Below are 26,494 nucleotides of genomic sequence, written 5' to 3' on the forward strand. Positions count from 1 at the left end.
GCCCCGGCGATGTCAGCCTGATGTCAGATCCTGGGGCCGCTACGCGCCCCTTTAGCGACACAAGGCCGCTCCTACAGCGTGGACCGTAGGATGCCCCGGCACTATGCTAGCGCTCCATTACCCACCAAGGAGGCCGCCATGGGCCAGCGAGGCAAGGACCAGCAGATCGACAACATCGAATTCAACGTTGCCGATATCCCCCGTAGCAAGGCGTTTTACGGCGCTGTATTTGGTTGGCGCTTCACCGACTACGGGCCGACCTACTGTGAATTCAGCGATGGCCGGCTTACCGGTGGTTTCACTACGGGTGAGCCGGTACGCCCAGGCGGGCCTTTGGTCATTCTTTACGCCGCAGACCTGGCCGCGGCCCAGCGCCGGGTCGAGGCCGCTGGGGCGCGGATCAGCCGAGAGATATTCGCCTTCCCTGGCGGGCGGCGTTTCCAGTTCATCGACCCCGATGGCTATGAGCTTGCCGTGTGGTCCGCCGAGCCTGAATAAACTCTAGCCTCCACCGCCAGTCCCCCCGGAAGAGCCTGGCGTGGCCGGGGTGCCACGGCCCGTGCCGGGGTTGCCGGCGTCAGGTGTGGTACGCATGCCGCCGGGGTTGCCTACATCCGGAGCGGTACGCCCCGTCCCCGGGTTGCCCACGCCATTGCGGGTGTCATCGTTGCCAGGGTTGACGGTGCCGTCGCCTGTGCCCATGCCATCGCCCGGCACCCCCGAACCGCTTGGGCCGCGTTGGTCAAGGGTGCCCGTACCAGGTTGTTGCTGGCCGGGCAGGGGCGGGTTGTCGTTCATGTCCGTCGCCGCCAGGGCGAGCGGGGCGCCGGTGCTCAGGCACAAAGCCAGGCACAGGCCATGCAGTTGATTGCGGTTCATGTCGGTCTCCCGATCGGGTGATTACCTAAGTGTTGGCAAGTCACCAGCGGCGCGGGTGCCCGCGCCGCGACGGGCGGTGCCGACAGTCAGCCCTGCGGCTGGCCCATCTGTTCCAGCTCGATATTCACCTGGCGCATGCGCTGCTCGACGATGGCCTGCACCTTGGGGTCGTTGGCGCTTTCGCGCATCAAGTTGGAAAGCTTGTCGCCCAGGCGCTTGCCTTCTTCGGTCTCGCCCATTGCCTTGGCTTTGGCCGGGTCACGGGTCGCCTCGACGATCAGCGCGAACTCCTGGTCGTTGAAATTCTTCTTGCTGTACAGGCGGTAGAGGTCCTCGCGCTGGTCATCGACCGTGAGGTGCTTGCGCAGCACTTCGCGGATTTTCTCCTGCGGCACCTGGCGGTGGGTCATCGCCAACAGCTGCGCCATGCGGTCGATATTGTGGTCGTAGGCTTCCTGCAGTGGCAGGCTCGAGACGATCTGCTCCTCGCGTGAAGGCTGTTGGTCGCAGGCGGTGAGAGCGGTGAGCAGCAGCAGGGGGAGCAGCAGGCGTTTACACAGAACGAGCATGGTCAGGGCCTTGGGCACGGGTCAAGCCGGCGAGTGTACTGCAAGCAGCAGGGGGCAAGGCAACTTAGGCTCTGCCTGCCGTAGGCAAACTAAACCAGCACCGCCGACCACGCCGACACCAGCAGCAACCCCGCCAAGCTTTGGTTGAACCAGCGCAGCACGCGTGGTGAACGCAGCCAGCGGGCGCTGCCGACACCCAGCAGCACCCAGGTGGTCATGCACGGTATCGCCACCAGCAAGAACACCAGCGACAAGCGCCACACCGGCAGCATGGGTGTGGCGAACACCCCGATCATCGCCACTGCCATCAGCCATACCTTGGGGTTGACCAACTGCAGTGTGGCCGCGCTCCAGGCGCTGAAGCCGCCGTTGGCCTGGGCCTGCAAGGGTTCACCGGCAGCGCGCAGCATGCGCCAGGCCAGCCAGCTCAGCCACAACGCACCGCCCCAGCTCATCACCTGCTGGGCCAGTGGGTAGCTCAGCAGCAACTCACCCAGCCCCAGCCCGACCAGCAACACGATCAGCGTTGCTGCGCTACAGGCCGCGAGCATCGGCGCCAGGCTTGCGCGCAGGCCGTGACGGGCGCTATGCGCCAGGATCAGCAGGTTGGTCGGCCCTGGGCTGATACTGCCGGCCAGGGCAAAGAGCATAAAGGGCAACAACGTGTGTGACATGGGCAAAGGCTCCGGTTGAACGAAACCCATGTTCGCGGCTGGGGTTGCCTCAGTCTGGAAGGTTTGAGCAGCGCTTGCGGTAGTCGGCCGGGGTCAGCCGGAAGGCGCGGCGGAACCAGCGGCCCAAGTGGCTCTGGTCGGCAAAACCCAAGGCCATGGCGACTTCTGCCGGGGTGTCGCCCCGGGCCAGCAACTGCCGCGCACGGGCCAGGCGCAGCTGGATGAGGTAGGCGTGCGGGGCCAGGCCGAAGGCCGCTTTGAAGGCGCGGGTGAGGCGAAAGCGATCGACCCCGCAGACCTGCGCCAGCTCCACCAGGCCGATGTCCTGGTCCAAATGGGCATGCAGGTAATCGCGGGCGATCTGCGCGGTCAGCGGCAGCCGTGGGTCGGGGTCCAGCCGTTTGCGCCATTGCAGGTGGCCCGTCAGGCAGGCGAGCAGGTCGTCCAGCGCGGTCTGGCGCACGATGCGCAGTTCTTGCTGGTGCACCGAATGAAAGGCCCGCGCCGTCGCACCCGCCAGCCGCGCATCGCAATGCAAGGTTGCGGCAAAGCTGGGCAGGGCGCTGGCGGGGGCGTGTTCGAACAGCGCGCGCAGTTCGGCCTCAAGCCAGGCGGCCTCAAGGTACAGGGTTGAGTAGGTAAAGCCCTCGGCGGTGGGGGCCAGGCCGTCGTGGAGGTCGCCGGGTTCGAGCAGAAAGACCTGCCCGGGGGTGCTGTGATAACGCACCCGTCGGCAATGGAATTGCTGCACGCCCTGTTCGGTGCAACCCACCAGAAAGCTATCGTGCCAGTGCGGGTCGTAGGCGTGGCCGGTGAAATGCGCGCGGACCGACTCGATGCCGGTGTCGGCGTCCTGTCTGAGGTCAATCCAGTGGCTCATGGGGCAGCCCTTGCAGAGAAAGCGCCTACCTTAACCCAGCTGCACGGGCAGGTCTGGAACGAATGTGCAGCGCGAAGGACGGGATTTTCGCCGTTGCGCTGAAAGTGTTGCTCGATTGCGCGGGTTTTCTTTTATCGGCGTGCCGCTAAGATGCGCCTCACCCCATGACCCCACAGGAATTTGCATTGATGGATACTGTTGCCCTGGCCAAGCGCCGCTACACCACCAAAGCCTACGATGCCAGCCGCCGCATCCCCCAGGCCACTGTCGATGCGTTGCTCGAACAACTGCGCCACAGCCCGTCCTCGGTCAACTCGCAGCCTTGGCATTTCATTGTCGCCGACAGCGCCGAGGGCAAGGCGCGCCTTGCCAAGAGCACCGAGGCCGATTACGCCTACAACACGGCGAAGATCCTCAACGCCTCCCATGTGATCGTATTCGCGGCACGTACCGACATGACAGATGCCCACCTGCAGGCGGTGCTGGCCCAGGAAGACAAAGACGGCCGCTACCGCGACGAGCAGGCCAAGGCCACCGGTGACCAGACCCGGCGCTTCTACGCCGACCTGCACCGTTACAACTACAAGGACCTGCAGCATTGGATGGAGAAGCAGGTGTACCTGGCCTTGGGCACCGCGCTGCTGGGCGCTGCGGCCTATGACCTTGATGCCACGCCCATCGAAGGGTTCGACTTCAAGGTGATGGACGCAGAACTCGGCCTGCGTGAGCGCGGTTTGACCAGCGTCGTGGTCATGGCGCTGGGCTACCGCAGCAGCGAAGACTTCAACGCAGGGCTTGGCAAGTCGCGCCTGCCGGCTGAGCAGGTCTTCACGTTCCTGTAACCTGCCTGACGCTACCTGATCACCGCTGCCAGGCGCTCGCCCAAGGCGTGCACCAGCCCGCTGACTTTGGGCAGATGCCCGCGGTTGCGGCGCCAGGCGAGGTTGATGGGCAGCCCTTGAACCTCGCACTCGGGCAGTATCTGTTGCAAGCTGCCGTCATCCAGTTGCCGCTGCACCAGCCAGGTCGGCAACTGGGCGATGCCAAGCCCGGCCACCACAGCCATGGCCTGGCCTTCACCATCACCAATCGCCAGCCGCCCGGGCATCGCCCTTAGCTGGTCCACCCCTTGGCGCGAGCCGGTGAAGTGCAGCGGCGGGGTGCTGCCGTCGGTGTTGGCATACAGCACGCAGCCGTGGGCGTGTAACTGCTGTTCGTTGCGCGGCGTGCCATGGCGGGCCAGGTAGGCGGGAGATGCGCAGAACACCAGGCGCTGGTTGCCCAGGTAGTGGTGCTCGATGCCGGGCTGCCAGGTGTCTGGCCCGCCGATACGTACCACAACGTCTATACCTTGTTCGGCCAGGTCAACAAAGCGGTCTGACATTGTGATGTGTGGCTGTACCTTGGGATGCTGCGCGGCAAACGCCAGCACCGCCGGCAGCGCATGCAGGCGACCGAAGCTGGCCGGCAGGTCGATGCGCAAGGTGCCGCTGGGCGTCTTGTGCTCATCGTTCAGCGCTAGCTCGGCATCTTCCAGCTCGCCCAGCACCCGGCTGCAGGTGCGGTAGTAGGCCGCGCCTCCATCGGTCAGCGCCAGGCGCCGGGTGGTGCGCTCGAACAGGCGTACCTGCAGGCGCCGCTCCAGCCGCGCGATGCCTTTGCTGACAGCCGAGGCGGTAAGGTTCAGGCGCTCGGCAGCGGCGTTGAAGCTGCCAGCATTGGCCACGCTGACGAACAGGTCGATATCCTTGAGGCGTTCGGAGGCGCTCATGTTCGGCTCGCTATTAGTGAATTCTGTTCTGCTTATATCGGAATAAGTGCCAGCAATCGGAATATAGTTCCCGATTAAACTGGCCCGTCGTTTATACAGGATTGTTTAGCTATGCCAACCTCTGCTGTGACCTGTGAAGCCGAGCGCCCGGCCAGCCGCGCCGGGCTGCCCATTGCACTGCTCGCAATCGGCGGCTTTGCCGTGCTGACCACCGAATTTCTGATTCTTGGCCTGTTGCCGGCACTGGCGCGGGACTTGGGCCTGTCCGTCGCCGCTGCCGGCCAGTTGGTCACCCTGTTCGCGGTGACAGTCATGCTGTTCGGCCCGCCGCTGACCGCCTGGCTGTCACCGCTGCCGCGCAAACCGCTGTTCATCGGCATTCTGCTGGTGTTTGCCGCAGCCAATGTACTCTCGGCAGTGGCGCCCAACCTGTGGGTGCTGGCCCTGTCGCGGTTCATCGCCGCGTTGGCGTTGCCTGTGTTCTGGGGCACCGCCAGCGAAAGCGCAGGGCAACTGGCCGGCAAAGGCCGCGAGGGTTGGGCGGTGTCGCGGGTTTATCTGGGCATCACTGCTGCATTCGTGTTCGGCATCCCATTGGGCACCGTGGCGGCGGGGCTGGTGGGGTGGCGCGGCAGTTTCTGGCTGTTGTCAGGCCTGTGCCTGTTGGTTGCGCTGCTGATGTCGGCGTGCCTGCCGAGCATGCCGGCGGTGCCCAAGCGGGCCAGCGGCGAGCGGCAGACGGTAATCCTCAAGGACCGGCGCTTCATTGCCCATGTGCTGTTGTCGGCGCTGGTGTTCAGTGCGATGTTCACCGCCTACACCTACCTGGCCGAGATCCTCGAGCAGGTGGCCGGGGTGCCGGCCAGCCAGGTCGGCTGGTGGCTGATGGGCTTTGGCGTGGTCGGTATGCTGGGTAACGCCTTGGCCGGGCGCATCACTGACCGCAGCCCGCTGCGTGCCACCGTACTGTTGCTGGTAATGCTGGCCGTGGGCATGGGCGCGGCAGTGCCGCTGGCCGCGAACACGCCATTGCTGATCGCCGCGCTGGTGCTCTGGGGCATTGCCTACACAGCGTTGTTCCCAGTGTGCCAGGTGCGGGTGATGCAAGCCGGGGCCAAGGCCCAGGCGCTGGCGGGGACGTTGAATGTGTCGGCGGCCAACGGCGGTATTGCCGCAGGCGCCGCGCTGGGGGGCGTGGCGATCCAGACCTTGGGCCTGGGCGCCTTGGGTTATGTCGCTTGTGTGTTTGCCCTGCTGGCAATCATCGCGGCCTTGCTGCTCAAGGCCGGCGAATAGCGCTCAGACCGCCTTGGTGTTGAGCAGGCGCACACCCAGCCCGATGAAGAGGGCGCCGGTAGCGCGCTTGCACCAGGCGGCAACCCGCGATGCCTTGAGGCGCTGGCCGAAGCGGTAGGCGGTAAAGCAATACACCGAGTGCACCAGGCAGACAATCAGCGCCATGCTCAGGTACATGGCCGCGAACTGGCCAAAAATGGGCCGGCCTGGCTCGAGAAATTGCGGCAGGAAGGCGCAGAAGAACACCAAGGTCTTGGGGTTGCTGACCGATACCAGAAACGCCTCAAGGCCAATGCGCCATTTGCTGTGGTTGCTGACCCGTGCGACCTGCTCGGCAGGGATGCTGGCGGGGCGACGTGCCAGTAGCTGACGCAGGCCGAGATAGATCAGGTACCCCGCGCCGACCAGTTTGAGCGCAAGAAACGCCGCTGGCAGCGACACCAGCAGGGCGCCCACGCCCATCGCCACTGCGCTGATTGCCAGCAATTGCGCGGCGAGGTTGCCAAACAGGGTCATGCCCATCCCCGACGGGCCGTAGCGCAGCGCGTTGCGCACGGTCAGCAGCACATTGGGGCCGGGGCTGAGTGAGGTGATCAGGTAGGCGAGGGAGAAAGTCAGCCAGAGGTGCAAAGCCATTGGGCGCGTCCTGTTGCGCGGGGGAAGGCGTCAAGATGCCAGCTCTGCAGCCGCTCCGCCAGCCCCCATGCACTCATTTGGCGCGCCAAGGCGAGCAGTCACCCAGCCATCCCATCCACCCGGGGTTGGGTCAATATCGCCCAGTAGTGCCAAACGAACAGCCCCAGGCCTGTGGCTGCAAGCAGCACCGATAGACCCAACGCCTGCGCCGTGAATGGCACACAGACCACGCGGACCAAGGCTGCCAGTTGGATAAATGCAAACGCCCAACCTACGCTGCGCGGCACTTCCAGCGCCCGCCCGGTATGCCCCAGGCTCACCCGTGCCATCATCGCCACGATCAAACCGGTCATGCCGCCCACGCTCAAGGCATGCACCGCGAGGCTCGGGCTGACCTCGACCCCGGCATGCCACAACGCCAACCCAAGGCAGGCCGGGACCAGCCACGCGTAGGCCACATGCAGCGACCACAGCAGCGGTACCCGCCAGATGCCGCGGTCATGCCACAACGCCAACCGCACCACGTGCAGTGCACCCAGCCCGGCGAACAGCACCGCCATCAGCGGTTGTGGAGTGTCGTTGAGGCCCAGCGCATAGGTTGCCGGCAATGCGATGCTGCCCAGCAGGCAAGCCCGGTCCAGCCAAGGGCGCGGTATCGCAGGGGCCATGTTGCCCAGCCCGCGACGGGTGAAGAACGGAATCACCCGGCCGCCGATCACGCTCATCATCGCCGCTACCAGCCATAGCCCGGCCAGCACGCCATGGCGCTGCCAGCGTTCGTCCTGGTTCAGCCAGCCCAGCAGGGTCAGCCACTGGCAGCCCGCCAGCAGCATCACCAGCACCACGATCGGGTAGTTGTTACGCAGCCGCCGGATGACGATCGGCCGCGCCAGGGCCAGTGCCACCAGCGGCAGGAAGGCGCCGTGCAGTGTTATCAGCAACCAAGAGGGCAGTGGCACGAACCAGCTCACTCGGCCCAGCAGCCACAGCAGAAACAACCCTTGCAGCGGCCGCCCGGACAACCCCGGCATGCCGCTCCAGGTTTGCACGGCCGTCAGCAGAAACCCCGCGACAATCGCCACGGCAAAGCCAAACAGCATCTCGTGCCGGTGCCAGGCGAGCATGCCGCCGGCGGGCGTTGGCTGCACGATGCCGGTCAGCACCGCCCCCCACAACAGCAGGGCGACCAGTGCGAAGGCACTGCCGGCCAGAAAGAACGGGCGAAAACCCAGCGCCCAGAGGGCTTGGCGCGGGCGGGCGCTGATCGGCTGAACGAGCATTAGGGCGGACCTCGGTTCGATTCCGGAAGAGTGATGGGGTACCATCACGATTCGTGCCATCGCGCAAAGCCTTGAATATCAAGGTGATGGCAGCCTTTGCGGTCACAATGACTCATGCCGGATGCTGTCGTTACGACAGCATTAAGAGTCATATTGACCCGCTCCACGCTACAGGACTTTCGTTGTGACCGACCTTCTGCGCAATCCGCTGCTGCAGTACCTGGCCCGTCTGGCCCCCTCCAGCCAGCTGACCATGCGCTACATCCTGCAGGACGCCGCCGATCGCCTGGGCTTTGTCGAGGTCGACATTGCCGATGTGCCCTGGCACCACCTTGAGCCCGGCCACGTGGTTGCATTGGTCGCCGCGCTGCGCACCGATGGCTACGCCCCGAACACCTCCTCGCTTTATGTGAATGCTGTGCGTGGGGTAATGAACGAGGCGTGGCGCCAAGGGCTGATCGAGCATGAGCAACTGCTGAAGATCCGCGAGATCAAGCCGGCCAGTGGCAGCCGCCTGCCGCCGGGGCGCAACCTGCGGCGCAGCTTGATCCGCGAATTGATGGATGTCTGTGCGGCCGACCCGCGCCCGCAGGGCGTACGCGATGCGGCAATACTGGCGCTGTTGTACGGCACCGGCATGCGCAAGTCAGAGTCGGTGGACGTCGACCTGGCTCAGGTCGATTTTGCCGAACGCAGCGTGGTGGTGCTGGGCAAAGGCAACCGGCAGTTGCTCAAATACGCCCCGGCATGGGCGTTCGAGAAGTTGCAAGCCTGGCTGGACCTGCGCCGCCAGCAATTGCCGGCCGGCGTGGAGGATGATGGTTTTCTGTTCAATCGCATCCGCCGGGGCAACCACATCACCCGCGCGCGCATCACCAAGCATGCGATCTACTACATTGCTCGCCAGCGCGGCGCACAGGTAGGCGCGAAGATCATGCCGCATGACTTCCGCCGGGCGTTCATCACCCGGGTGATCGAGGAGCATGACCTGTCGATTGCCCAAAAGCTTGCGCACCACGCCAATATCCAGACCACCGCTGCGTATGACCGGCGCGATGACAACGAGCGGCGGCGGGCGGTGGAACGGTTGGATTACTGATCACGCTGACGTTGCTGCGCAGGCTTGGACCGGCCTCATCGCAGGCTGGCGCCGGCTCCCACAAGAATTGAGCCAGGCACCCATATCGCAGCTGACGCGGTCCTGGTGGGAGATTCTATGGTTTTGTACAAGCCTCTTCCCGCCAGACATATCTCCTTGTGGCGAGCGGGCTTGTCCCGCGTTGGGCTGCGCAGCAGCCCCTTGGGTTTTTAGGGCTGCTGCGCAGCCCAGCGCGGGACAAGCCCGCTCGCCACAACTCTCTATCATTTCCACAGGGTTGGGTCCAACCAGCAGTGTTGCGGTTAAACATGGCCTCTGTGGGAGCTGGCGCCAGCCTGCGATGAGGCCATGACATTATACAAACCTGTCATGGCTTGCCAGCGTTGCCTGAGCCACCACCATCACGCCCCATCCCTTCAGACCCACTACCGCCGTTCATCCCCGGCAGGTCGCGGCTGTCGTTTTGCTTGCTCGGCGGGCTGTCCGGGTCGTTGCCTTGGATACGCGGGTCGGTGTCACGTGGCATCGGCTTTTCGATGGGGTTCAGGGTGCTGTCCACGCCAGGTTGTGGGGCCGGGTTGTGCGGGTCGTCCGGGTAGGTAGTCCCGGTGCCGACGGCAAACGCCAGTGGCGAGGCGAGCAGGGCTGCTAGCAAATAAGCACGTTTCATAGGGCAGACTCCTTTGCGATGACTGAGGCCGGACAGCGCAGGGCGCAAAATACACCCCACGCCGTCTTTCCCATTAGGGCCTGCGCCCCTTCATCAAGGTGCCATCGCCCCGATCAACGGTTACACCACCATCGACAGCAACATGATGAAGATGATGCCGACCACCGAAAGAATGGTCTCCATCATGCTCCAAGTCTTGAAGGTTTCGGCCACAGTCATGTTGAAGTACTGCTTGACCAGCCAGAAGCCTGCGTCGTTGACGTGGGACAGGATCAGCGAGCCTGCGCCCGTGGCCAGTACCAGCAACTCGCGGTTGACGCCGGGTACCAGGTCGATCACCGGGGCGACGATGCCGGCGCCGGTGATGGTAGCCACGGTTGCAGAGCCGGTGGCAATGCGGATCACGGCTGCCACCAGCCAGGCCAGCATGATTGGCGAGATTTCAGCCTGCACGGCCATCTGCCCGATGACATTGCCCACGCCGGTGTCTACCAGCATCTGCTTGAAGCCGCCGCCGGCCCCGACGATCAGCACGATGGCGGCCGTGGGCGCCAGGCTTTGGTCGAGCATCTTCATGATTTGCTGGCGGCTGAAACCGCGAGCCGAACCAAAGGTGTAGAACGCCAGCAGCAGGGCCGCGAGCAGGGCGGTGATCGGGTGGCCGATCAGGTCCATCCATTGGCGCACGATGTGCTCGGCAGGCAGCACCACGTCAGCGAAGGTCTTGAGCAGCATCAGCACCACCGGCAGCAGCACGGTAGCCAGGGTGATGGCGAAGCTTGGCAGGTTGTCGCGGCTGGAGTCGCGGGCAATCTGGTCCATCAGCTCCTGCGACGGGTTACCGGGGATGTAGCGCGAGATGAAGTTGCCGAACAGCGGCCCTGCGATCACTGCCGTGGGCAGCGCCACCAGCAGGCCGTAGAAGATGGTTTTGCCGATGTCGGCGTTGAAGATGCCAATAGCCAGCAGCGGCCCCGGGTGTGGTGGCACCAGGCCGTGGACCACCGAAAGCCCGGCCAGCAGCGGGATGCCGATTTTCACCAGCGACACCCCCGAGCGGCGGGCGACGATGAACACCAGCGGGATCAGCAGCACGAAGCCGATCTCGAAGAACAGCGGGATGCCTACCAGGAAGGCGGCGAACATCATCGCCCAGTGCACCTTCTGTTTGCCGAAGGCGCGGATCAGCGTTTGCGCGATCTGGTCGGCACCGCCGGAATCGGCCATCAGCTTGCCGAGCATGGTGCCCAGCGCCAGGACGATGCCGACAAAGCCCAGCACCCCGCCAAAGCCGTCCTGGAACGACTTCATGACCTTGGCCACTGGCATGCCGGAAGTCAGGCCGAGAAAGCCTGCGGCCAGGGTAAGGGCAACGAAGGGGTGGACCTTGAAATGGGTGATCAGCAGGATCAGCCCGACGATGGTGACCAGCGCGTCGAGCAACAGGAAGGTATCAGTAGCCAGTCCGAACATGGTTCTTATGCCTCGGTCTTGTCGTTGTTGTTAGTGGCGTAGCGTTTTCAGGTGCAGCGTATTGCAAAGGGTGAAGCCTTGAGACAGCGCTATCTTCGGTGAGCCGGGTAACCGCCTGTTCAGGCGATACGCGCCAAGCTCCGCTCACCGTCGCGCTTTAGCCAGGTGTCCACGCTCTCGGCCAGCGCTGCAATTGGGCGCGTGGCGTCCAGCGCCAGGGTGTGCGGCTCGCCCTCAGGGGTTTCCAGGGCGGCGAACTGGCTTTCGATCAGGCTGGCGGGCATGAAATGCCCAGGCCTGGCCAGCACGCGCTTTTCGGCTTCTTCCGGGGTCAGTTCAAGGAACACGAACGCCAGGGTGGGCACGGCGTCGCGCAGGGTCTGGCGATAGCGGCGCTTGAGCGCTGAGCAGGTCAGGATCGGGCGCTCGCCTGCAGCCAGCGTGGCCTGCAGCTCTTCGCCAAGGCGCAGCAGCCAGCCGGCGCGGTCGTCGTCGTCAAGGGGGATGCCGGCGCTCATCTTTTCGATATTGGCGGCAGGGTGGAAGGCATCGCCTTCGATCAGGCGGCCGCCGCTGCGCGCGGCGATGGCAGCGCCGATGCAGCTCTTGCCGCAACCAGCCACGCCCATTACCACGATCGCGGTCAGGGAAGGGTTCATCAGTACCTCCTGCTCGGTGAGATAGCGCTGTCTCGACTACGGCGAGTCGAAGGTACCGGCGCCACCCTCCGGGGTGTTATTGATCTTGTTTTGGGCAGTATGGACGCTCTGCACATGCCTGTTGCCACGTTTGCATTGCTTGCGTCCTGAGACAGCGCTACCTTAGTGACCGTTCCCCATTCCTGCAAGTAGTAAAATTACAACATCCATGTCCCGTACCGGCTCCCGCACTACAGGTCGTCCCACGCTGGCAGAAGTCGCCAGGCTTTCCGGGGTTTCCCCGATTACCGCTTCGCGCGCCTTGCGTGGCGTGAGCACAGTTGCGCCCGCGCTGGCCGAAAAAGTCATGGCCGCTGCCGCGAGCCTGGGCTATATCGCCAACCCTGCTGCCCGCGCGCTGGCCTCGGCGCGCAGCCATTCGGTGGTGGTGCTGATTCCGTCGCTGTCCAACCAGCTGTTCATCGACACCTTGGAGGCCATCCACGAGGTCATGCGCCCGCGTGGCCTTGAGGTGCTGATCGGCAACTATCACTACGATATCGCCGAAGAAGAGAACCTGATCCGCAATTACCTGGCCTATCAGCCCTGCGGCATGCTGCTGACCGGCTTTGAGCGCAGCGAAGGCTCGCGCCTGCTGCTTAACGCAAGCCAGGTGCCGCGCGTGCACATGATGGAACTGGGTGGCGAGGCGGGTGCCTTGTCGGTCGGTTTTTCCCAGTTCGAAGCAGGCCGGGCCGCCGCACGCCACCTACTGCAGCGCGGCCGGCGGCGCCTGGCGTTCATTGCCGCGCAGTTGGACCCACGGGTCATGCAGCGTGCCGAAGGTTTCCGCCAGGCGCTGGTCGAGGCCGGCTTGCAGGCCACCGAGCTGGAAGTGCTCGACCCGCAGCCGTCGTCCATTGGCCTTGGCGGTGAGCTTTTCAGCCGCCTGCTGGCCAAGGCACCGGATGTCGACGGGATTTTCTTCTGTAATGACGACCTGGCCCAGGGTGCGGTATTGCAGGCGCTGCGCGAAGGCATCGAAGTGCCCCGACGAGTGGCGATGGTCGGTTTCAACGATTTGCCGGCCTCGGCGCACATGGTCCCGCCACTCACGTCCATTCGCACGCCGCGCGCTGCGGTGGGGCGCAGCGCAGCGCAGGCGCTGTTGGGGCTGCTCGACGGCAAGCGCGTAGGTGCAGAGCAGCAGGACCTGGGCTTCGAGCTGATGGTGCGCGAGAGTTCCTGAGCGGTAAATGCCTGGTCCGCGGTGATAGCAGATCGCTTGCACGGATACGGCTCCGATCTATGCTCCTTGAGACCCCGTGGCGCTCAAGGAGGCACGCTCATGTTCGAGTATCACCGCAAGTCCGATCTGGTCGAGATTCAGCGCTGCCGCGACGCGCTGGCAGGGATGCAGGCCAAGCTTGCGGCGATCAGCCGTTCGATGGCAATGATCGAGTTCGCTCCCGACGGTACGATCCTCGCTGCCAACGAGCACTTCTGCAACACCATGGGCTACAGCCTTGACGATATTCTCGGCAAACACCATCGAATTTTCTGCGACCCAGGTTATGCCAAGAGCGCGGAGTATCAGCAGCTGTGGCGAGAGCTGCGCGAGGGCAAGGCCATAAGCGGCACCTTCGAGCGGCTCGACAAGGCCGGGCGCGAAGTCTGGCTGGAAGCGAGCTACATGCCGGTGCTCAATGAACAGCAGCAGGTTACCAGCGTGATCAAAGTGGCGTCCGACATCACCCGCCATGTGATCGAGGAGCACGAGAGCGAAAGCTTGCTCAAGGCCATTGGCCGCTCCATGGCAGTCGTGGAGTTCACCCCGGCAGGCCGGGTAATCAAGGCCAACCAGAATTTTCTCGACACCTTGGGCTACCGCCTGGATGAAGTGGTTGGCCGCCATCACGGGCTGTTCTGCCTGCCCCATGAGCGTGAATCGGCCGAATACCGCGAGTTCTGGGCTTCGCTCAATCGTGGCGAATACCATTCGCACCGCTTCGAAAGGGTCGATAAACATGGACGTACCGTCTACCTGGAAGCGTCGTACAACCCGATTTTCGACAACAAGGGCCGCCTGTGCAAAGTGGTGAAGTTCGCCAGCGACATCACCGGCCAGATCAGCACCCAGCAGACCGCCGCCGATGCCGCCCATGCAAGCTCCGTGCAAACCGATGCCTGCGCGCGCAAAGGCAGCCAGGTGGTGCAACAGGCGGTGCAGGTTATCGAACAGATTTCCGCCGAACTCAATCAAGCTGCGCAAACCATCGATGCGGTCAGCCGCCAATCAGAGGTCATCGGGCAGATCGTCGCGACCATTCGCGGCATCGCCGACCAGACCAACCTGCTTGCGCTCAACGCTGCCATCGAGGCGGCACGGGCAGGTGAGCATGGGCGTGGTTTTGCGGTGGTGGCCGACGAGGTGCGCACCCTCGCTGCGCGCACCAGCAAGGCGACCGTGGAAATTGTCGAGGTGGTGCGGCAGAACCACGACCTGTCGTTGACGGCGGTGGCAAGCATGCAGTCGAGCTTGTCGCGTACTTGCATTGGCGTGGAACTGGCCAATGAAGCGGGCACGGTGATCCTGGAAATTCAGCAAGGCTCACGGCATGTGGTCGACGCCATCAGCCAGATCAGTTCGACCCTTCAATTGCATTGAAACTCTCGCGCAGCTCGCGCTCGAGGCCCTGCAAGCTGGCTAACAGCGTCAGCAGCAGGGACTCGCAGGCGTGCCCTTGGGCGAGGGCATGTTCGATTGCTTCGCAGTCGCGCACCACCACGCTGACCTTGAGCATCTTCGCGCCACCTTTGATGCGGTGCACCGCCATCGCCAAAGCGTAGGGTTCGGCATCCGCACCCAGCTCGCGCAGTGAGTGCAAGTCTTCTGCGGTGCTGTCGGCCAGTTGGCTGAGCAGGGTCAAGGTCAACTGGTGGTCGTCCTGGGTCAGGTGCCGAAGCTTGGCCAGCTCGAAGCCACTGGCGCGCAAGGCCGGCTCACCCGTTTGTACAGCGTCGGCAAATGCCAGCGCTGCGGCCTGCGCCAGGCCAGCCTGCAAGGCGCGCAACCCCAGCGGCTTGAACAGGCAGTCGTCCATGCCGCTGGCTAGGCAGCGTTCGCGCTCTTCGGCCATTGCGTTGGCGGTGACACCGATGATGCGGCAGGGTGGCAGTTGCCGTGCCTGCTCCAGCTCGCGGATCCGCCGAGCCAAGGTGTGGCCGTCCATCACGGGCATGTTGCAGTCGGTAATCACTACATCGAAACGGCCACCTTGCCACAGTGTCAATGCCGCTTCGCCGTGTTCGGCGCTGGTGACCCGGTGGCCGAGCGAACTCAGTTGCTTGTCTAGCAACAGCAGGTTGGCGGGGTAGTCGTCGACCACCAGAATATTGAGCGCCCGGCTGTCGGTTAGCGAATCTGAGCCGCTGGGTGCTGCCTTGCTGGGCGGCAATGCGTGGGGCAGCGTCAGTTGCACGTCAACCTGGGTGCCCAGGCCCTCCAGGCTTTGCAAGGTCAGCGCGCCGCCCATCAGCTCACTCAGGCTGCGGCTGATCACCAGGCCCAAGCCTGCGCCTTGGCGCCCCTGGCGGTCATCCGCTTGGACGAAGGCGCTGAACAACCGCTGCTGGTCGGCCGTACTGATGCCGACACCGCTGTCCTTGACCTGCAGCATGACATCGAGCTTGCCCTCGGCCGCAGGCGCGGTGCGCAGCGATACATCTACTTTGCCGCGCTGGGTGAACTTGATCGCGTTGCTGACCAGGTTGGCCAGCACCTGCTTGAGCCGCAGTGGGTCGGCCTCGACCCAGCAGGGGCTGCCGGGAAGCACTGCGTGCAGCGCGATGCCCTTGGCCCTGGCGTTGCCTTCGAACATGCGCAGGGTTGCCTGCACCAGCGCGCTCAGGTCGCAGGTCACCGGGTTCAGGGTCATGCGGCCCGACTCGATGCGCGAGATATCCAGCACATCACCAATCAGCTCCAGCAGGCCGATCGCCGAGGTGTGGGCGGTTTCCAGGGCCTGGCTGTCGCTGCGCCCATGCAGGCTTTCTTGCAGGGCCATCTCCAGCAGCCCGATGACGGCGTTCATCGGGGTGCGGATCTCGTGGCTCATCACCGCCAGGAAGGTGCTTTTGGCCTGGCTGGCCTGTTCGGCCTCATTCTTGGCCTGGTGCAGTTGTTCGAGCAGCGCGCGGCTCAGCCCCAGTTGCTTTTGCAGAGCTTCCTGGGCCTCGCTGCGGTGCTGGATCAGCCTGCGCAGGTAACGGTTCCAGAACGCCACGCCAATCAGCAGCACTGCCGCCAGTGCCAGTATTTGCAGGGCCAGGGTACGGTAATTGCGCCACGGGCTGTCGCTGGCCACCGCGCTGATGCGCCAGCGGTCGATCATCTGGTCGAGCTCATCGGGCGGCAGGCTCAACAGTGCTTTGTCCAGGATCGCCTGCAACTGCGGCTGCGCCGGGTTGACGGCAAAGCTTGCAGGTATGGGTTCATCCGCCAGCTGCGCGGCGATCTTGAGTTTGCCGTTGGCGATCTGGTTGATGAAGTAGCTGGCGTTGACGCCGTTGCTCAGTGCCACGTCGACCTTGCCGTCAATCACCGCCTGCAACAGCTGTAACGGGTTCTGCGCTTCAAGCGTTGCAGGCTGCGCAAGGTCCGAGCGCAACGGTGAGCCTTGCAACACTGCCACGCGCATGCCGTGCAGCGGGGCGCGGTCGTCCAGGGGCGGGGCATCGCTACGGGTTACCAGCACCCGTGGGCTGATCATGAACGGGCGGCTGTAGCGCACGCGTGCGGCCTGCTGCGGGTCGACCCCTATGGCGCCAAGCATGTCGACCTTGCCTTGGGTTACCGCGTCCAGCATTGCGTCGAAGGAATCGGCGAACACGATTTCGAAGTGCAACCCGGTGCGCCGAGTTATCTGCTCCAGCACATCGATGGCGATGCCGCGCGGCTGTTGCAAGGCATCGGTGAACGACACTGGTGCCAGTTGGGTGTTGATCATGACCCGTATATTGGGGTGCTGGCTGATCCAGTTGCGCTCTTCGGGGGTCAGGGCGTCCAGGCGTCGGTCGAGCAACGTGCCGCTGCTGCCACGGGTCCAGCGGCGCAGAATGTTCAGGCGTTCGCTGTCGGCAATGCGTTGCAACGCCTGATTGACCAGTTGCTGCAGGCGCAGGTTGTCGCGGTCCATGGCAAACGAAAAGGTGCTGGCGGGCGCTTTGACGAAATGATCGATGCCTGCGAGGCCTTGGTAACCCTTGGCAAGCACGTAATCGGTACTGATGGCATCGCCAAGGTACGCGTCTGCCTGGCCCAGCGCCACCGCCGCGACGCCGGCCAAGGTGGAACGATACAAGCGCAGTTGAGCTTCGGGGTACAACCGTTGCACCGCCTCAAACGGTACGTAGTGGTCGACCATGGCCAGGCGCTTGCCAGCAAGGTCGCCGGCATCGCGCAACGAATAGCCGCGGCGGCTGACCACTACGGGCAAGTCGTCTGCGTAGGGCTGGCTGAGGGCAAGCTCGGCATCGGCGGCTTCGAAGGCGTTGGAGGTGCCCAGCAGGTCGATTTCGCCCCGGTGCAGGGCGGCAATGGCCAGCTCTCGGGTGGCATAGCGCCAGACTTTTACCGGCACGCCAAGCTGTTCGCCAATCAAGCCGGCGTAGTCGGCGCTCAGGCCTTCATAGTCGGACTGGCTGGTATTGATATCAAAAGGCGGGTAGTCGGGGCGCGAGGTGCCCAGGCGCAGGCTTTCACGCGTTGCAAGCCACTCGCGGTCGGGCAATGACAGTTTGAGGGGCGGCCCGGCACTTTGTGACCGAGCCAGCAGGTTTCGGCTTTCGCCAGAGGGTTCTGCCCACGAAGGCAGGCAGGCGGCGAGCAGCAGGCACAGCAACGTGCCCCGATACACGGTCAGACCACGTTGTTGCGTTTGGCGAGGTCGACCATCTCGACCAGCGACTCGGCCTTGAGCTTCTCCAGAATTCGGCCGCGGTAGGTGCTGATGGTCTTGGCGCTCAGGTTCATCTGCTCGCCGATGAGTTTGTTGCTTTGCCCGGCACACAGCCTGCGCAGTACTTCCATCTCACGGTTGGACAGGCACTGCAGGCGTTCGCTTTCGCTTTCCAGCGTATTGATGTTGACGGCCATCTGCGGAAAGGTCGAATAGCCTTTGACCAGTGCCTTTAGAGCAAATACCAAGGCGTCGAGGTCTTCGTCCTTGTTGACGAAGGCGCTGATGCCTGCATCCATGCAACGGCGCACGTACAGGTCGGCAGGTTGGCCGGTCAGGGCCATGATCTTGGGGGGCGGGTCGAGCAGCTTGAGGCGTTTGATCACTTCCATGCCGTCAAGGTCGGGTAGGCCTATGTCGAGGATCACCACATCCGCCCGGGTTTCCGCCGCGAGGCGGGCTGCTTCTTTGCCTTTTCCGGTTTCGCCGACAATGGCGAAGCGCTCGCGTTCCAGCAGCACGCGCACGGCGAGACGCACGATGGAGTGGTCATCGACCAGCAGCACGGTTGTCATTGGGTAACTCCTGTAGAAATGAGCCCGCTTGTTGTTGTCTTGAAACCTCGAGCCTGAGAGCCACAGAACCGAGCAGCGGGCACATTACGTACATTCAGATCCTTTGGTAATAGGTGATTATAGGCATGTTGAAAAGGCAACGGCACTTTGTTGAAAAGGACTACAAAAGGTCCTAGGACGGAGCTTCCAAGGCTGTTTCAGGCGCAGCCTGGGTGCGGCTTGAGGGTGCGCTGGGTCGTGGCGGGGTTATTCTGCAGTGCGCTACCTACGCGCGTGGGGCGCGGGCTCAGCTGGCCTGCGCAGTTCGGGCAGTGCCCATGCAGATGTTTTTGGTTGCACGCTCGACAGAACGTGCACTCAAACGAACAGATCAGCGCGTCCGGGCTGTCTGGCGGCAGGTCGCAGTCGCAGCATTCGCAGTTGGGGCGTAGCTCAAGCATGGGCGAGGTTCCGGTGGGCTTAAAATAGCAGTGTGCTACGCCGCCGACAGGTGCTGCAATCGGTTCAAGGGCCAGGGCGGTAAAGGTGTGCGTGGCCTGCGCGGTAAAGCGCCGAGTCAGCGAACGGGGCATCGCCCAGCACATGGCCTACCAGGATCAACGCCGTGCGCCTGAAACCCTTGCGCCCCACCTGTTCGACAATATCGGCCAACGTGCCGCGGGCCCAGTCCTGGTCGGGCCAGGTGGCGCGGTGTACCACGGCCACCGGGCAGTCGGCGCCATAGTGGGGCACCAGCTCTGCAACGATACGTGCCAGGTTGCGAATGCCTAGGTGAATTGCAAGCGTGCAGCCGTGGCGCGCCAAATCATTCAATTGTTCGCCGGCCGGCATGGGTGAGCTGTCGCCATAGCGGGTCAGGATCACCGTTTGTGCGACGTCCGGAAGGGTCAGCTCGCAGCCAAGCAGCGCTGCACTGGCGGCCGTGGCGGTTACCCCTGGAATGATCTGGTAGTCGATGCCCAGTTCGCGCAGATGGCGGATCTGTTCGCCGATGGCGCCATACAGGCTGGGGTCGCCGCTGTGCACGCGCGCGACGTGCTGGCCATCGGCATGGGCCTGGCGCATGGCCTCGATGATCTGTTCCAGGTGCAGCTCGGCGCTGTTTATCACGCGTTCGGCGGTGTTGCCGGCCAGTACCGCTGGGGGGACCAGAGAGCCTGCATAGATGATCACCGGGCACTGGTTGATCAGCCGCTGGCCCTTGACCGTGATCAGCTCGGGGTCGCCGGGGCCGGCACCGATGAAATAGACCGTCATGAAAAATCCTTGCGGGTAAAAGGAGGCATTATCGGCCGCAAGCCAGCGCCAGGGTAGCGCCATCAAGCACTTGGCGTGTAACCCGCAAGTGAGGCAGCAGGCTGTGGCCTTCGGCCAGAGCCAGTGCGGCGCTTTCGGCAACGCCCCAGCAACCGGTATGTTCGAAGGCGCTGGCTGACCGCTGGCTGAGCAGGTGCTCAACCCTCGCCAACTGGCTGACTTCGAAGCAGATCAAAGGCAACCCGAGTGCCTCGGCCAGCGCCAGCAGCCCAGGCTCGTCGGCCTTGACCTGAATGCTGGCGATGCCGCGCACGGCGTTCAAGGGCAGGGCATGCTTGGCAAGGGTCTGGTGCAGCAGTGCTGTCAGGGTTTGCTGCGAGCAGCCGCGCCGGCAGCCGAAGCCTGCGAACAGCACAGGCTCGGGGTGGGGGCAGGCCATCAGGCGTCGCTGGAGCGGCGGTACAGCCACGCACTGAGCAGGCCCAGCGCAAGCCAGAACGCCGCGTTGGTCAGCCACGAAGCAATCTTGAACTGAGTCTCCAGTGCGGCGGGTGCCAGGCTTTCGTGCACCTCTGGCTGTGGAGCGCCGATCACGTGGGGGATGACCAGCAGCACGGCGCCAAGCACCTTGAGCAACCAGTGCCGGGCGAACACCAGCAGTGCCAGGCCGACAGCGGTGGCGGCAGCGGTGCCGACCCACCAGTTCTGACGCAGGCCCAGGTCGGCAGCGGCCGTGCCGGGCAGCTCGGGCGGCAGGCCCAGTGTCGGCGCCAGGCAGAACACCGCAAAGCCTGCCAGGCCCCACCAGGCGCCGCTGCTGACCCGGCCCGGTGCGCGCAGGCTGTAGAGCGCTGCGAGAATCAGGGCAAAGCCGACGGCTACCACCAAATTGCCACCGGTGGTGGACAGCACGCGCTGCCAGCCATCTTCAGGCTCCCAGGCTTCGGCACTGTGTTCATGTTCATGCGCGGCGACAGCTTCACCTTCAGCAGGGTGGCTTGCCGCGGGGGCGGCGCTTTCATAGGTTTCGGCCTGCAGAATCAGCGGGGCTACCCAGAAACTTTGCAGCAACGTCAGCAGCAAGGCTGCAAGCAGCCCGCTGAAGCCCGCGGTACGGGCGATACGGGTAATCATGCTGGGCTACTCAGTGGCAGGGGAAGGCGGCGCTGTGGCGGGTATCGTGGGCCGCGTTGTGCACCGCTTCGATATGCGAAAAACCGGCGAAGTACACCAGGGACAGGCCCAGCACGCTGGCGCCAATGGCAACCATCAGGCGCTGGCTGAGCGTGGCGGGTGTGGCGATGCTGTGTTTGGCGGTGCTGATAGGCATGACGCGTTCCTCTGCTGCTTTTGTTGTGGCAACGGGCAAGCGCGGCGACCCCGGGCACCAGGGCCCAGGGTAAACGACAGCGCCCGCCCACCGCGGGGTGTTGAGTTGACGTCAGGCCGGTCTCCGGGCTTGCGAGGCGGAGCAGGGCTCCGTTCAAGTGTCACCTTCCCATGCCAATGCGCGGCACAGTGGTCTGGACACTTCTCTCGCTTACCGTTGCGGGGGCAGCACCGGATTTGCCTGGCCCTTTTGTAAAGGCTCAAGGCGCACCGGTTTCCCGTTTCACCCCTAAGGGGCACCTGGACGCAGTTCGCTAGCAAATCACGGGGCAGGGCGGGCGTCAATCGCCACGGCGGTTGACCGGATTGCGGGCACTGCGTAGCCTTGCCGTTTCGAGGTTCTCCAGCGGTGCTGGAGCTAAGACGGGAACGCGGTCAAGCCGCGGCTGCCCCCGCAACTGTAAGCACATCCGACAAGGTTGGCATGGCCACTGCGAATGCGGGAAGGCGCCCACCTGCTGGCTTAGCGGCCGGCACTGTGCAAGCCAGGAGACCTGCCTCGCAACTTTTCGACTTTAAACCGGGCGGGGTGATCCGGTGGCGAACACGCCCGGCCATCAGCGCCCGTGGCGGTCCCGCCGCATGCCCGCGCCATTGCAGCCAAGGGCACTCGCATGAAAACACTGGCCAAGCTCCCCGTCACCATCGTTACCGGTTTTCTCGGTTCGGGTAAAACCACGTTGCTGCGGCACATGCTCGACAACGCCCAAGGCCGCCGCATTGCGGTCATCGTCAACGAGTTCGGTGAGCTGGGCATCGATGGCGAAATCCTCAAGCAATGCAGCATCGGCTGCAGCGAAGAAGAGGCCAATGGCCGCGTCTATGAGCTGGCCAACGGCTGCCTGTGCTGCACCGTGCAGGAAGAATTCTTCCCGGTGATGCGTGAACTGGTTGCCCGCCGTGGCGACCTTGACCACATTCTTATCGAAACCAGCGGCCTGGCGCTGCCCAAGCCTTTGGTGCAGGCCTTCCAGTGGCCAGAAATCCGTAACGCCTGTACGGTCGATGCGGTCATTACCGTAGTCGACAGCCCGGCCGTAGCCGCCGGCACGTTCGCCGCCTACCCGGACCAGGTCGACGCCCAGCGCAAGCTCGACCCCAACCTGGACCACGAGTCGCCCCTGCACGAGCTGTTCGCCGACCAACTGGCCAGCGCCGACCTGGTGGTGTTGAACAAAGCCGACCTGATCGACGCCGAAGGCCTGGCCAAGGTCCGCGCAGAAGTCGCGCAAGAGCTGCCGCCAGCGGTCAAGGTGATCGAGGCCAGCAGTGGCCGGCTGCCGCTGGACGTGCTGCTGGGTGTCGGTGCCGAATCCGAAGCGCACATCGATGGCCGGCGCACTCACCACGATTCGCACCACGACGGCGACGACCATGACGACCACGATCACGACGCCTTCGACTCCATCTCCATCGACCTGCCTGAAGCCGACGAAAGCCTGCTGATGGGCGCCCTGACGCAGTTGGTCACCGAGTTCGGCATTCTGCGCGCCAAAGGCTTCGCGGCCATCCCTGGCAAGCCGATGCGCCTGTTGATCCAAGGTGTCGGCACCCGTTTCGACAAACACTTCGACCGCGCCTGGCGCAGCGAAGAACCACGCATCACCCGCCTGGTGCTGATCGGTCAGGACCTCGATGCCGTGCACCTGGAAGCCCGCCTGCGCCAGGCGCTGGGCGCCTGACCGATGCACCTGCTGCGCACCCAGCCCGGCGGCTTCGTGCCGGACGACAGTATCGCTGACCTTGGCCAGACCCCAGCGGAACTGGTGATTCTGTGCAGCGGCGATTCGCACTTGGCGCTGCTCGCCGAAACCGCCGAGCAACTGCCTGAACACTTCCCCAGCCTGCGCCTGGCCAACCCCATGCAGGTGCAGAACCACGCTTCGGTCGACCTGTATGTCGACGAGGTGCTGCGCCATGCCAAGGTGATTCTGGTGTCGTTGCACGGCGGGGTCGGTTACTGGCGCTATGGCGTCGAGCAACTGGTCGAGCTGGCCAGCCGCGGCGTGCAACTGATCATGGTGCCGGGCGATGACCGCCCGGACCCGGAGCTCACCGGCCTGGGCAATGTCACCGGGGCGCAGGCCGAGCGCCTTTGGCATTACCTGCGCCAAGGCGGCAAGGCCAATGCGCTCAACCTGTTCAACTGCCTCGCAAGCCTTTGGCTGGAGCGCGATTACGCCTGGGACGAACCCCAGCCGCTGCCGCGCACGGCGGTTTACCACCCAACACTGCCCAGTGCGGTGCTGCAGGACTGGTACGCCGAATGGAACCCGCAGTGGCCAGTGGCTCCGCTGCTGTTCTACCGCTCGCACCTGCAGGCGGCCAACACCGGGTTCATCGATGTGTTCTGCCAGCGCCTGCAGGCCTGCGGGCTGAACCCGTTGCCGATCGCCGTGGCCAGCCTGAAGGAGTCAGCATGCCTTGAACAGGTCGAGGCGTGGATGGACGAGGTCGAGGCCGAGGTCATCATCAATACCACAGGCTTTGCCCTGTCCAGCCCCGAACGCCCCAACCTGCGCCCGCTGCGCCGTGACGTGCCGGTGTTGCAGGCGATCTGCGCCCAGGACAACCAGCCGGCGTGGCAGCAGAGCGCGCAGGGCCTGGGCGCCCGTGACCTGGCCATGCACATTGCCTTGCCGGAGCTGGACGGGCGCATCATCACCCGCCCGGTGAGTTTCAAAGACCTTGCCTGGCACAGCGAGCGCAGCCAGTCCGACGTGGTGTGCTACCGCGCGCACCCTGAGCGCATGGACTTTGTCGCTGAACTTGCGCGCCGCTGGGTCGAACTGGCGCGCCTGGATAACCCGCAAAAGCGCGTCGCCCTGGTGCTGGCCAACTACCCGACCCGCGACGGGCGCATCGGCAACGGTGTCGGCCTGGATACGCCGGGGGCGGCGCTGAATATCCTGCAGGCCATGCAGGGGCAGGGCTACCCGGTTGCCGGGCTGCCGGACAGCGGCACTGCGCTCATTCAGCAACTGCTCGGCGGCGTAACCAACGACCTTGACCACCTCGACCAACGCCCCTGCGCCCAAAGCTTGAGCCTGGCCGACTATCAAGCCGCCTTTGCCCAGTTGCCGCAGGCCAACCAGCGCGCCGTGCTGGAACGTTGGGGCGCCCCCGAGCAGGACCCGATGCACCGTAACGGCCGGCTGATGGTTGCCGGGCTGCGCTATGGCCTGACCTTTGTCGGCATTCAGCCTGCGCGGGGCTACCAGGTCGACCCGAGTGCGGTGTACCACGACCCGGACTTGGTGCCCCCCCATGGTTACCTGGCGTTTCACTTCTGGCTGCGCAACAGCTACGCCGCCGATGCGGTTATCCACGTCGGCAAGCACGGCAACCTTGAGTGGCTGCCGGGCAAGGGTGTGGGCCTGTCGCGTGAATGCTGGCCGGACGCATTGCTCGGGCCACTGCCGAACATCTATCCGTTCATCGTCAACGACCCGGGTGAGGGCGCCCAGGCCAAGCGCCGTACCCAGGCGGTTATCATCGACCACTTGATGCCGCCGCTGACCCGCGCCGAATCCTACGGCCCGCTGCGCGATCTGGAGCAACTGGCCGACGAATATTATGAAGCGCAATTGCTCGACCCGCGCCGAGCACGTGAGTTGCAGCGGGACATTCTGGAACTGGTCAAGGCCAACCACATCGACCGCGAGCTGCAACTCGAGGGCCAGCTGGACGATGCGGCGGTGTGGCTGCCGCGGCTGGACACCTATCTGTGCGACCTCAAGGAATCGCAGATCCGCGATGGCCTGCACGTGTTCGGCGAGTCGCCACAGGGCCGCCTGCGCAGTGATACGCTGCTGGCGTTGCTGCGGGTCGAGCGTGGCGACGGTCGCGGCGGCAATGCAAGTTTGATTCGCACCTTGGCCAAGGCCATGGCGCTGGGCTTCGACCCGCTGGACTGCGACCTCGGCGAGCCCTGGCAAGGGCCGCGCCCGGCGCTGCTGCAAGCGGTCGACAGCGCGCCCTGGCGCATCACGGGTGACACCCGCGAGCGCCTTGAGCAGCTTGCGCTGACGCTGATCGGCCAGGCCCTGGAGGCAACCTTGGCATTGCCGGACGACAGTAGCTGGCTGCCGGTCATAGACGTGCTGCACGCCCTGCGCAACGAGGTGGCGCCGCGCCTGGACGCCTGCGGCCCTGCCGAAATCGACGCGTTGCTGGCGGCGCTGGCCGGGCGCTTCGTGCCGGCCGGCCCCAGTGGCGCGCCCAGCCGTGGGCGCCTGGATGTGCTGCCGACCGGGCGCAACTTCTACACCGTGGATGTGCGCAACCTGCCCACCACCACCGCCTGGCGCCTGGGCTTTGCCTCGGCCAACCTGATCCTCGAACGCCATCTGCAAGATCACGGCGACCACCTGCGCCAGCTCGGCCTTTCGGTGTGGGGCACCGCGACCATGCGTACCGGCGGCGATGATATCGCCCAGGCCATGGCGCTGATGGGCGTGCGCCCGGTATGGGCTACCGGCAGTCAGCGTGTCGATGATTTCGAAATCTTGCCGCTGAGCTTGCTCGACCGCCCTCGGGTCGACGTTACGCTGCGGGTGTCGGGGTTCTTCCGTGATGCTTTCGGCAACCTGATTCGCCTGTTCGATGCGGCGGTGCAGGCGGTTGCCGCGCTGGACGAGCCGGATGACCTCAACCCCCTTGCCGCCCGCGTGCGCGCCGAGCGCCAGGCGCTGGTCGGTGAGGGCATGGACGCCGAACTTGCAGCACGCCAGGCCGGCTGGCGTGTTTTCGGCGCCAAGCCTGGTGCTTACGGCGCCGGGGTGCAGAACGCCATCGACGGGCGCCTTTGGAACAGCCGCGACGACCTGGCCGAGGTGTACCTCAACCACGGTGGCTACGCCTATGGCACCGCCGACGAAGGCACCCCGGCCCGCGAGCGTTTCGCCCAGCGCCTGAGCCAGGTGCAGGCGGTGCTGCAGAACCAGGACAACCACGAGCATGACCTGCTCGATTCCAACGATTACTACCAGTTCCAGGGCGGCATGCTGGCTGCCGCCGAAACCCTGGCCGGCAGTACCCGCGCCAGTTACCACGGCGACCACAGCCAGGCCGACCGCCCGCGTATCCGCACCCTTAAAGAGGAACTCAACCGGGTAATACGCGCCCGCGCCCTCAACCCCAAGTGGATCGACGGCGCCAAGCGGCATGGCTATAAAGGTGCTTTCGAGCTGGCGGCCACGGTGGACAACCTGTTCGCCTTCGATGCCACCACCCACCTGATCGACGACCACCATTACCAGGGCCTGGCCGACGCCTACGTGCTCGACCCGGCCACCCGTGATTTCATGCGTGAACACAACCCCGAAGCCTTGCGCGACCTTACCGAGCGCTTGCTGGAAGCCCAGCAACGCGGGCTCTGGCAGGAACCGGGCGACTACCGCGAAAGCCTTGAGCAACAGTTGCTCGAGGGCGAGGAAGACTGCTGAC

Annotated in this window: 25 protein-coding genes and 2 riboswitches; of the genes, 8 read left to right on the plus strand and 17 right to left on the minus strand. The window is 64.5% G+C overall.

The window, feature by feature from the left end; translation table 11 throughout:
- Nucleotides 1-138 precede the first annotated feature (138 nt).
- Complete coding sequence (locus HU720_RS00005) at nt 139-498, plus strand: VOC family protein (protein WP_186516150.1); 360 nt, start codon at nt 139-141, stop codon at nt 496-498.
- A gap of 3 nt (nt 499-501) precedes the next feature.
- Here the strand turns inward: HU720_RS00005 and HU720_RS00010 are convergent, their stop codons facing one another.
- The 4 genes from HU720_RS00010 to HU720_RS00025 form a co-directional block, all read right to left on the minus strand.
- Entirely contained in the window at nt 502-879 is a 378-nt protein-coding gene (locus HU720_RS00010; protein WP_186516151.1) for a hypothetical protein, read from the minus strand.
- A gap of 86 nt (nt 880-965) precedes the next feature.
- Nucleotides 966-1,448 carry a hypothetical protein gene (locus HU720_RS00015; protein ID WP_186516152.1) on the minus strand — a complete coding sequence of 161 codons (483 nt, stop codon included), beginning with the start codon at nt 1,446-1,448 and terminating at the stop codon, nt 966-968.
- An 89-nt stretch (nt 1,449-1,537) separates the two neighbouring features.
- A complete protein-coding gene (locus HU720_RS00020; RefSeq protein ID WP_186516153.1) occupies nt 1,538-2,122 on the minus strand; it encodes a LysE family translocator in 585 nt (194 codons plus the stop codon).
- Between the two features lie 49 nt (nt 2,123-2,171).
- Nucleotides 2,172-3,002 (minus strand): AraC family transcriptional regulator, encoded by an 831-nt coding sequence (locus HU720_RS00025; protein ID WP_186516154.1) that lies wholly within the window; start codon nt 3,000-3,002, stop codon nt 2,172-2,174.
- Between the two features lie 188 nt (nt 3,003-3,190).
- Between HU720_RS00025 and nfsB the strand changes: the two genes are divergently transcribed.
- Nucleotides 3,191-3,844, plus strand: coding sequence for an oxygen-insensitive NAD(P)H nitroreductase (nfsB, locus tag HU720_RS00030; RefSeq protein WP_186516155.1), 654 nt, complete (start codon nt 3,191-3,193; stop codon nt 3,842-3,844).
- Between the two features lie 11 nt (nt 3,845-3,855).
- Here the strand turns inward: nfsB and HU720_RS00035 are convergent, their stop codons facing one another.
- Nucleotides 3,856-4,773 carry a LysR family transcriptional regulator gene (locus HU720_RS00035; RefSeq protein ID WP_186516156.1) on the minus strand — a complete coding sequence of 306 codons (918 nt, stop codon included), beginning with the start codon at nt 4,771-4,773 and terminating at the stop codon, nt 3,856-3,858.
- A gap of 111 nt (nt 4,774-4,884) precedes the next feature.
- On the opposite strand from HU720_RS00035, the gene HU720_RS00040 reads away from it, so the two are divergent.
- Nucleotides 4,885-6,069 carry an MFS transporter gene (locus HU720_RS00040; protein WP_186516157.1) on the plus strand — a complete coding sequence of 395 codons (1,185 nt, stop codon included), beginning with the start codon at nt 4,885-4,887 and terminating at the stop codon, nt 6,067-6,069.
- Nucleotides 6,070-6,072: 3 nt separating this feature from the next.
- On the opposite strand, the gene HU720_RS00045 is transcribed toward HU720_RS00040, so the two are convergent.
- Both HU720_RS00045 and HU720_RS00050 read right to left on the minus strand, forming a co-directional pair.
- Nucleotides 6,073-6,705 (minus strand): LysE family translocator, encoded by a 633-nt coding sequence (locus tag HU720_RS00045; RefSeq protein WP_186516159.1) that lies wholly within the window; start codon nt 6,703-6,705, stop codon nt 6,073-6,075.
- A 98-nt stretch (nt 6,706-6,803) separates the two neighbouring features.
- Nucleotides 6,804-7,985, minus strand: coding sequence for an NnrS family protein (locus HU720_RS00050; RefSeq protein ID WP_186516161.1), 1,182 nt, complete (start codon nt 7,983-7,985; stop codon nt 6,804-6,806).
- A 184-nt stretch (nt 7,986-8,169) separates the two neighbouring features.
- On the opposite strand from HU720_RS00050, the gene HU720_RS00055 reads away from it, so the two are divergent.
- Nucleotides 8,170-9,084 (plus strand): tyrosine-type recombinase/integrase, encoded by a 915-nt coding sequence (locus tag HU720_RS00055; RefSeq protein WP_186516162.1) that lies wholly within the window; start codon nt 8,170-8,172, stop codon nt 9,082-9,084.
- 367 nt (nt 9,085-9,451) lie between these two features.
- Here HU720_RS00055 and HU720_RS00060 read toward each other — a convergent pair whose 3' ends face one another.
- The 3 genes from HU720_RS00060 to HU720_RS00070 all read right to left on the minus strand — a co-directional run bounded on the left by HU720_RS00060 (nt 9,452) and on the right by HU720_RS00070 (nt 11,886).
- Nucleotides 9,452-9,754 (minus strand): hypothetical protein, encoded by a 303-nt coding sequence (locus HU720_RS00060; RefSeq protein ID WP_186516163.1) that lies wholly within the window; start codon nt 9,752-9,754, stop codon nt 9,452-9,454.
- Between the two features lie 120 nt (nt 9,755-9,874).
- The gene (locus HU720_RS00065) at nt 9,875-11,227 is read right to left on the minus strand and encodes a GntP family permease (protein ID WP_186516164.1); all 1,353 of its coding nucleotides are present in this window, start codon (nt 11,225-11,227) and stop codon (nt 9,875-9,877) included.
- 119 nt (nt 11,228-11,346) lie between these two features.
- Nucleotides 11,347-11,886, minus strand: coding sequence for a gluconokinase (locus HU720_RS00070; RefSeq protein WP_186516165.1), 540 nt, complete (start codon nt 11,884-11,886; stop codon nt 11,347-11,349).
- A 208-nt stretch (nt 11,887-12,094) separates the two neighbouring features.
- On the opposite strand from HU720_RS00070, the gene HU720_RS00075 reads away from it, so the two are divergent.
- Both HU720_RS00075 and HU720_RS00080 read left to right on the plus strand, forming a co-directional pair.
- A complete protein-coding gene (locus tag HU720_RS00075) occupies nt 12,095-13,114 on the plus strand; it encodes a LacI family DNA-binding transcriptional regulator (protein WP_186516166.1) in 1,020 nt (339 codons plus the stop codon).
- 99 nt (nt 13,115-13,213) lie between these two features.
- Nucleotides 13,214-14,533 (plus strand): PAS domain-containing methyl-accepting chemotaxis protein, encoded by a 1,320-nt coding sequence (locus HU720_RS00080; protein ID WP_186516167.1) that lies wholly within the window; start codon nt 13,214-13,216, stop codon nt 14,531-14,533.
- Here the strand turns inward: HU720_RS00080 and HU720_RS00085 are convergent.
- The 7 genes from HU720_RS00085 to HU720_RS00115 form a co-directional block, all read right to left on the minus strand.
- Nucleotides 14,508-17,768, minus strand: a complete 3,261-nt coding sequence (locus HU720_RS00085; RefSeq protein ID WP_189672589.1) for a transporter substrate-binding domain-containing protein — start codon at nt 17,766-17,768, stop codon at nt 14,508-14,510. The genes HU720_RS00080 and HU720_RS00085 overlap by 26 nt on opposite strands.
- 17 nt (nt 17,769-17,785) lie before the next feature.
- Entirely contained in the window at nt 17,786-18,400 is a 615-nt protein-coding gene (locus tag HU720_RS00090; protein ID WP_186516169.1) for a response regulator transcription factor, read from the minus strand.
- Nucleotides 18,401-18,597: 197 nt separating this feature from the next.
- Nucleotides 18,598-18,840, minus strand: coding sequence for a DUF1272 domain-containing protein (locus tag HU720_RS00095; protein WP_186516171.1), 243 nt, complete (start codon nt 18,838-18,840; stop codon nt 18,598-18,600).
- A gap of 64 nt (nt 18,841-18,904) precedes the next feature.
- The gene (gene cobM / locus HU720_RS00100) at nt 18,905-19,657 is read right to left on the minus strand and encodes a precorrin-4 C(11)-methyltransferase (protein WP_186516172.1); all 753 of its coding nucleotides are present in this window, start codon (nt 19,655-19,657) and stop codon (nt 18,905-18,907) included.
- Between the two features lie 28 nt (nt 19,658-19,685).
- Nucleotides 19,686-20,096: a cobalamin biosynthesis protein gene (locus tag HU720_RS00105; RefSeq protein ID WP_186516173.1), complete on the minus strand. Its 411-nt coding sequence runs from the start codon at nt 20,094-20,096 to the stop codon at nt 19,686-19,688.
- On the minus strand, nt 20,096-20,791 hold the full coding sequence (locus HU720_RS00110; RefSeq protein ID WP_186516174.1) for a CbtA family protein: 696 nt from the start codon (nt 20,789-20,791) through the stop codon (nt 20,096-20,098). The genes HU720_RS00105 and HU720_RS00110 overlap by 1 nt, the downstream gene beginning before the upstream one ends.
- 10 nt (nt 20,792-20,801) lie before the next feature.
- The gene (locus tag HU720_RS00115; protein WP_186516175.1) at nt 20,802-20,987 is read right to left on the minus strand and encodes a CbtB domain-containing protein; all 186 of its coding nucleotides are present in this window, start codon (nt 20,985-20,987) and stop codon (nt 20,802-20,804) included.
- A 96-nt stretch (nt 20,988-21,083) separates the two neighbouring features.
- Nucleotides 21,084-21,305, minus strand: a riboswitch (cobalamin riboswitch).
- Nucleotides 21,306-21,365: 60 nt separating this feature from the next.
- Nucleotides 21,366-21,563, plus strand: a riboswitch (cobalamin riboswitch).
- A 97-nt stretch (nt 21,564-21,660) separates the two neighbouring features.
- On the opposite strand from HU720_RS00115, the gene cobW reads away from it, so the two are divergent.
- A complete protein-coding gene (gene cobW / locus HU720_RS00120) occupies nt 21,661-22,728 on the plus strand; it encodes a cobalamin biosynthesis protein CobW (RefSeq protein ID WP_186516176.1) in 1,068 nt (355 codons plus the stop codon).
- 3 nt (nt 22,729-22,731) lie between these two features.
- A complete protein-coding gene (gene cobN, locus HU720_RS00125; protein WP_186516178.1) occupies nt 22,732-26,493 on the plus strand; it encodes a cobaltochelatase subunit CobN in 3,762 nt (1,253 codons plus the stop codon).
- Nucleotide 26,494 lies beyond the last annotated feature (1 nt).

Origin of the sequence: Pseudomonas sp. SWRI51 (genome assembly GCF_014268825.1) — a bacterium.
Lineage (GTDB): Bacteria > Pseudomonadota > Gammaproteobacteria > Pseudomonadales > Pseudomonadaceae > Aquipseudomonas > Aquipseudomonas farsensis.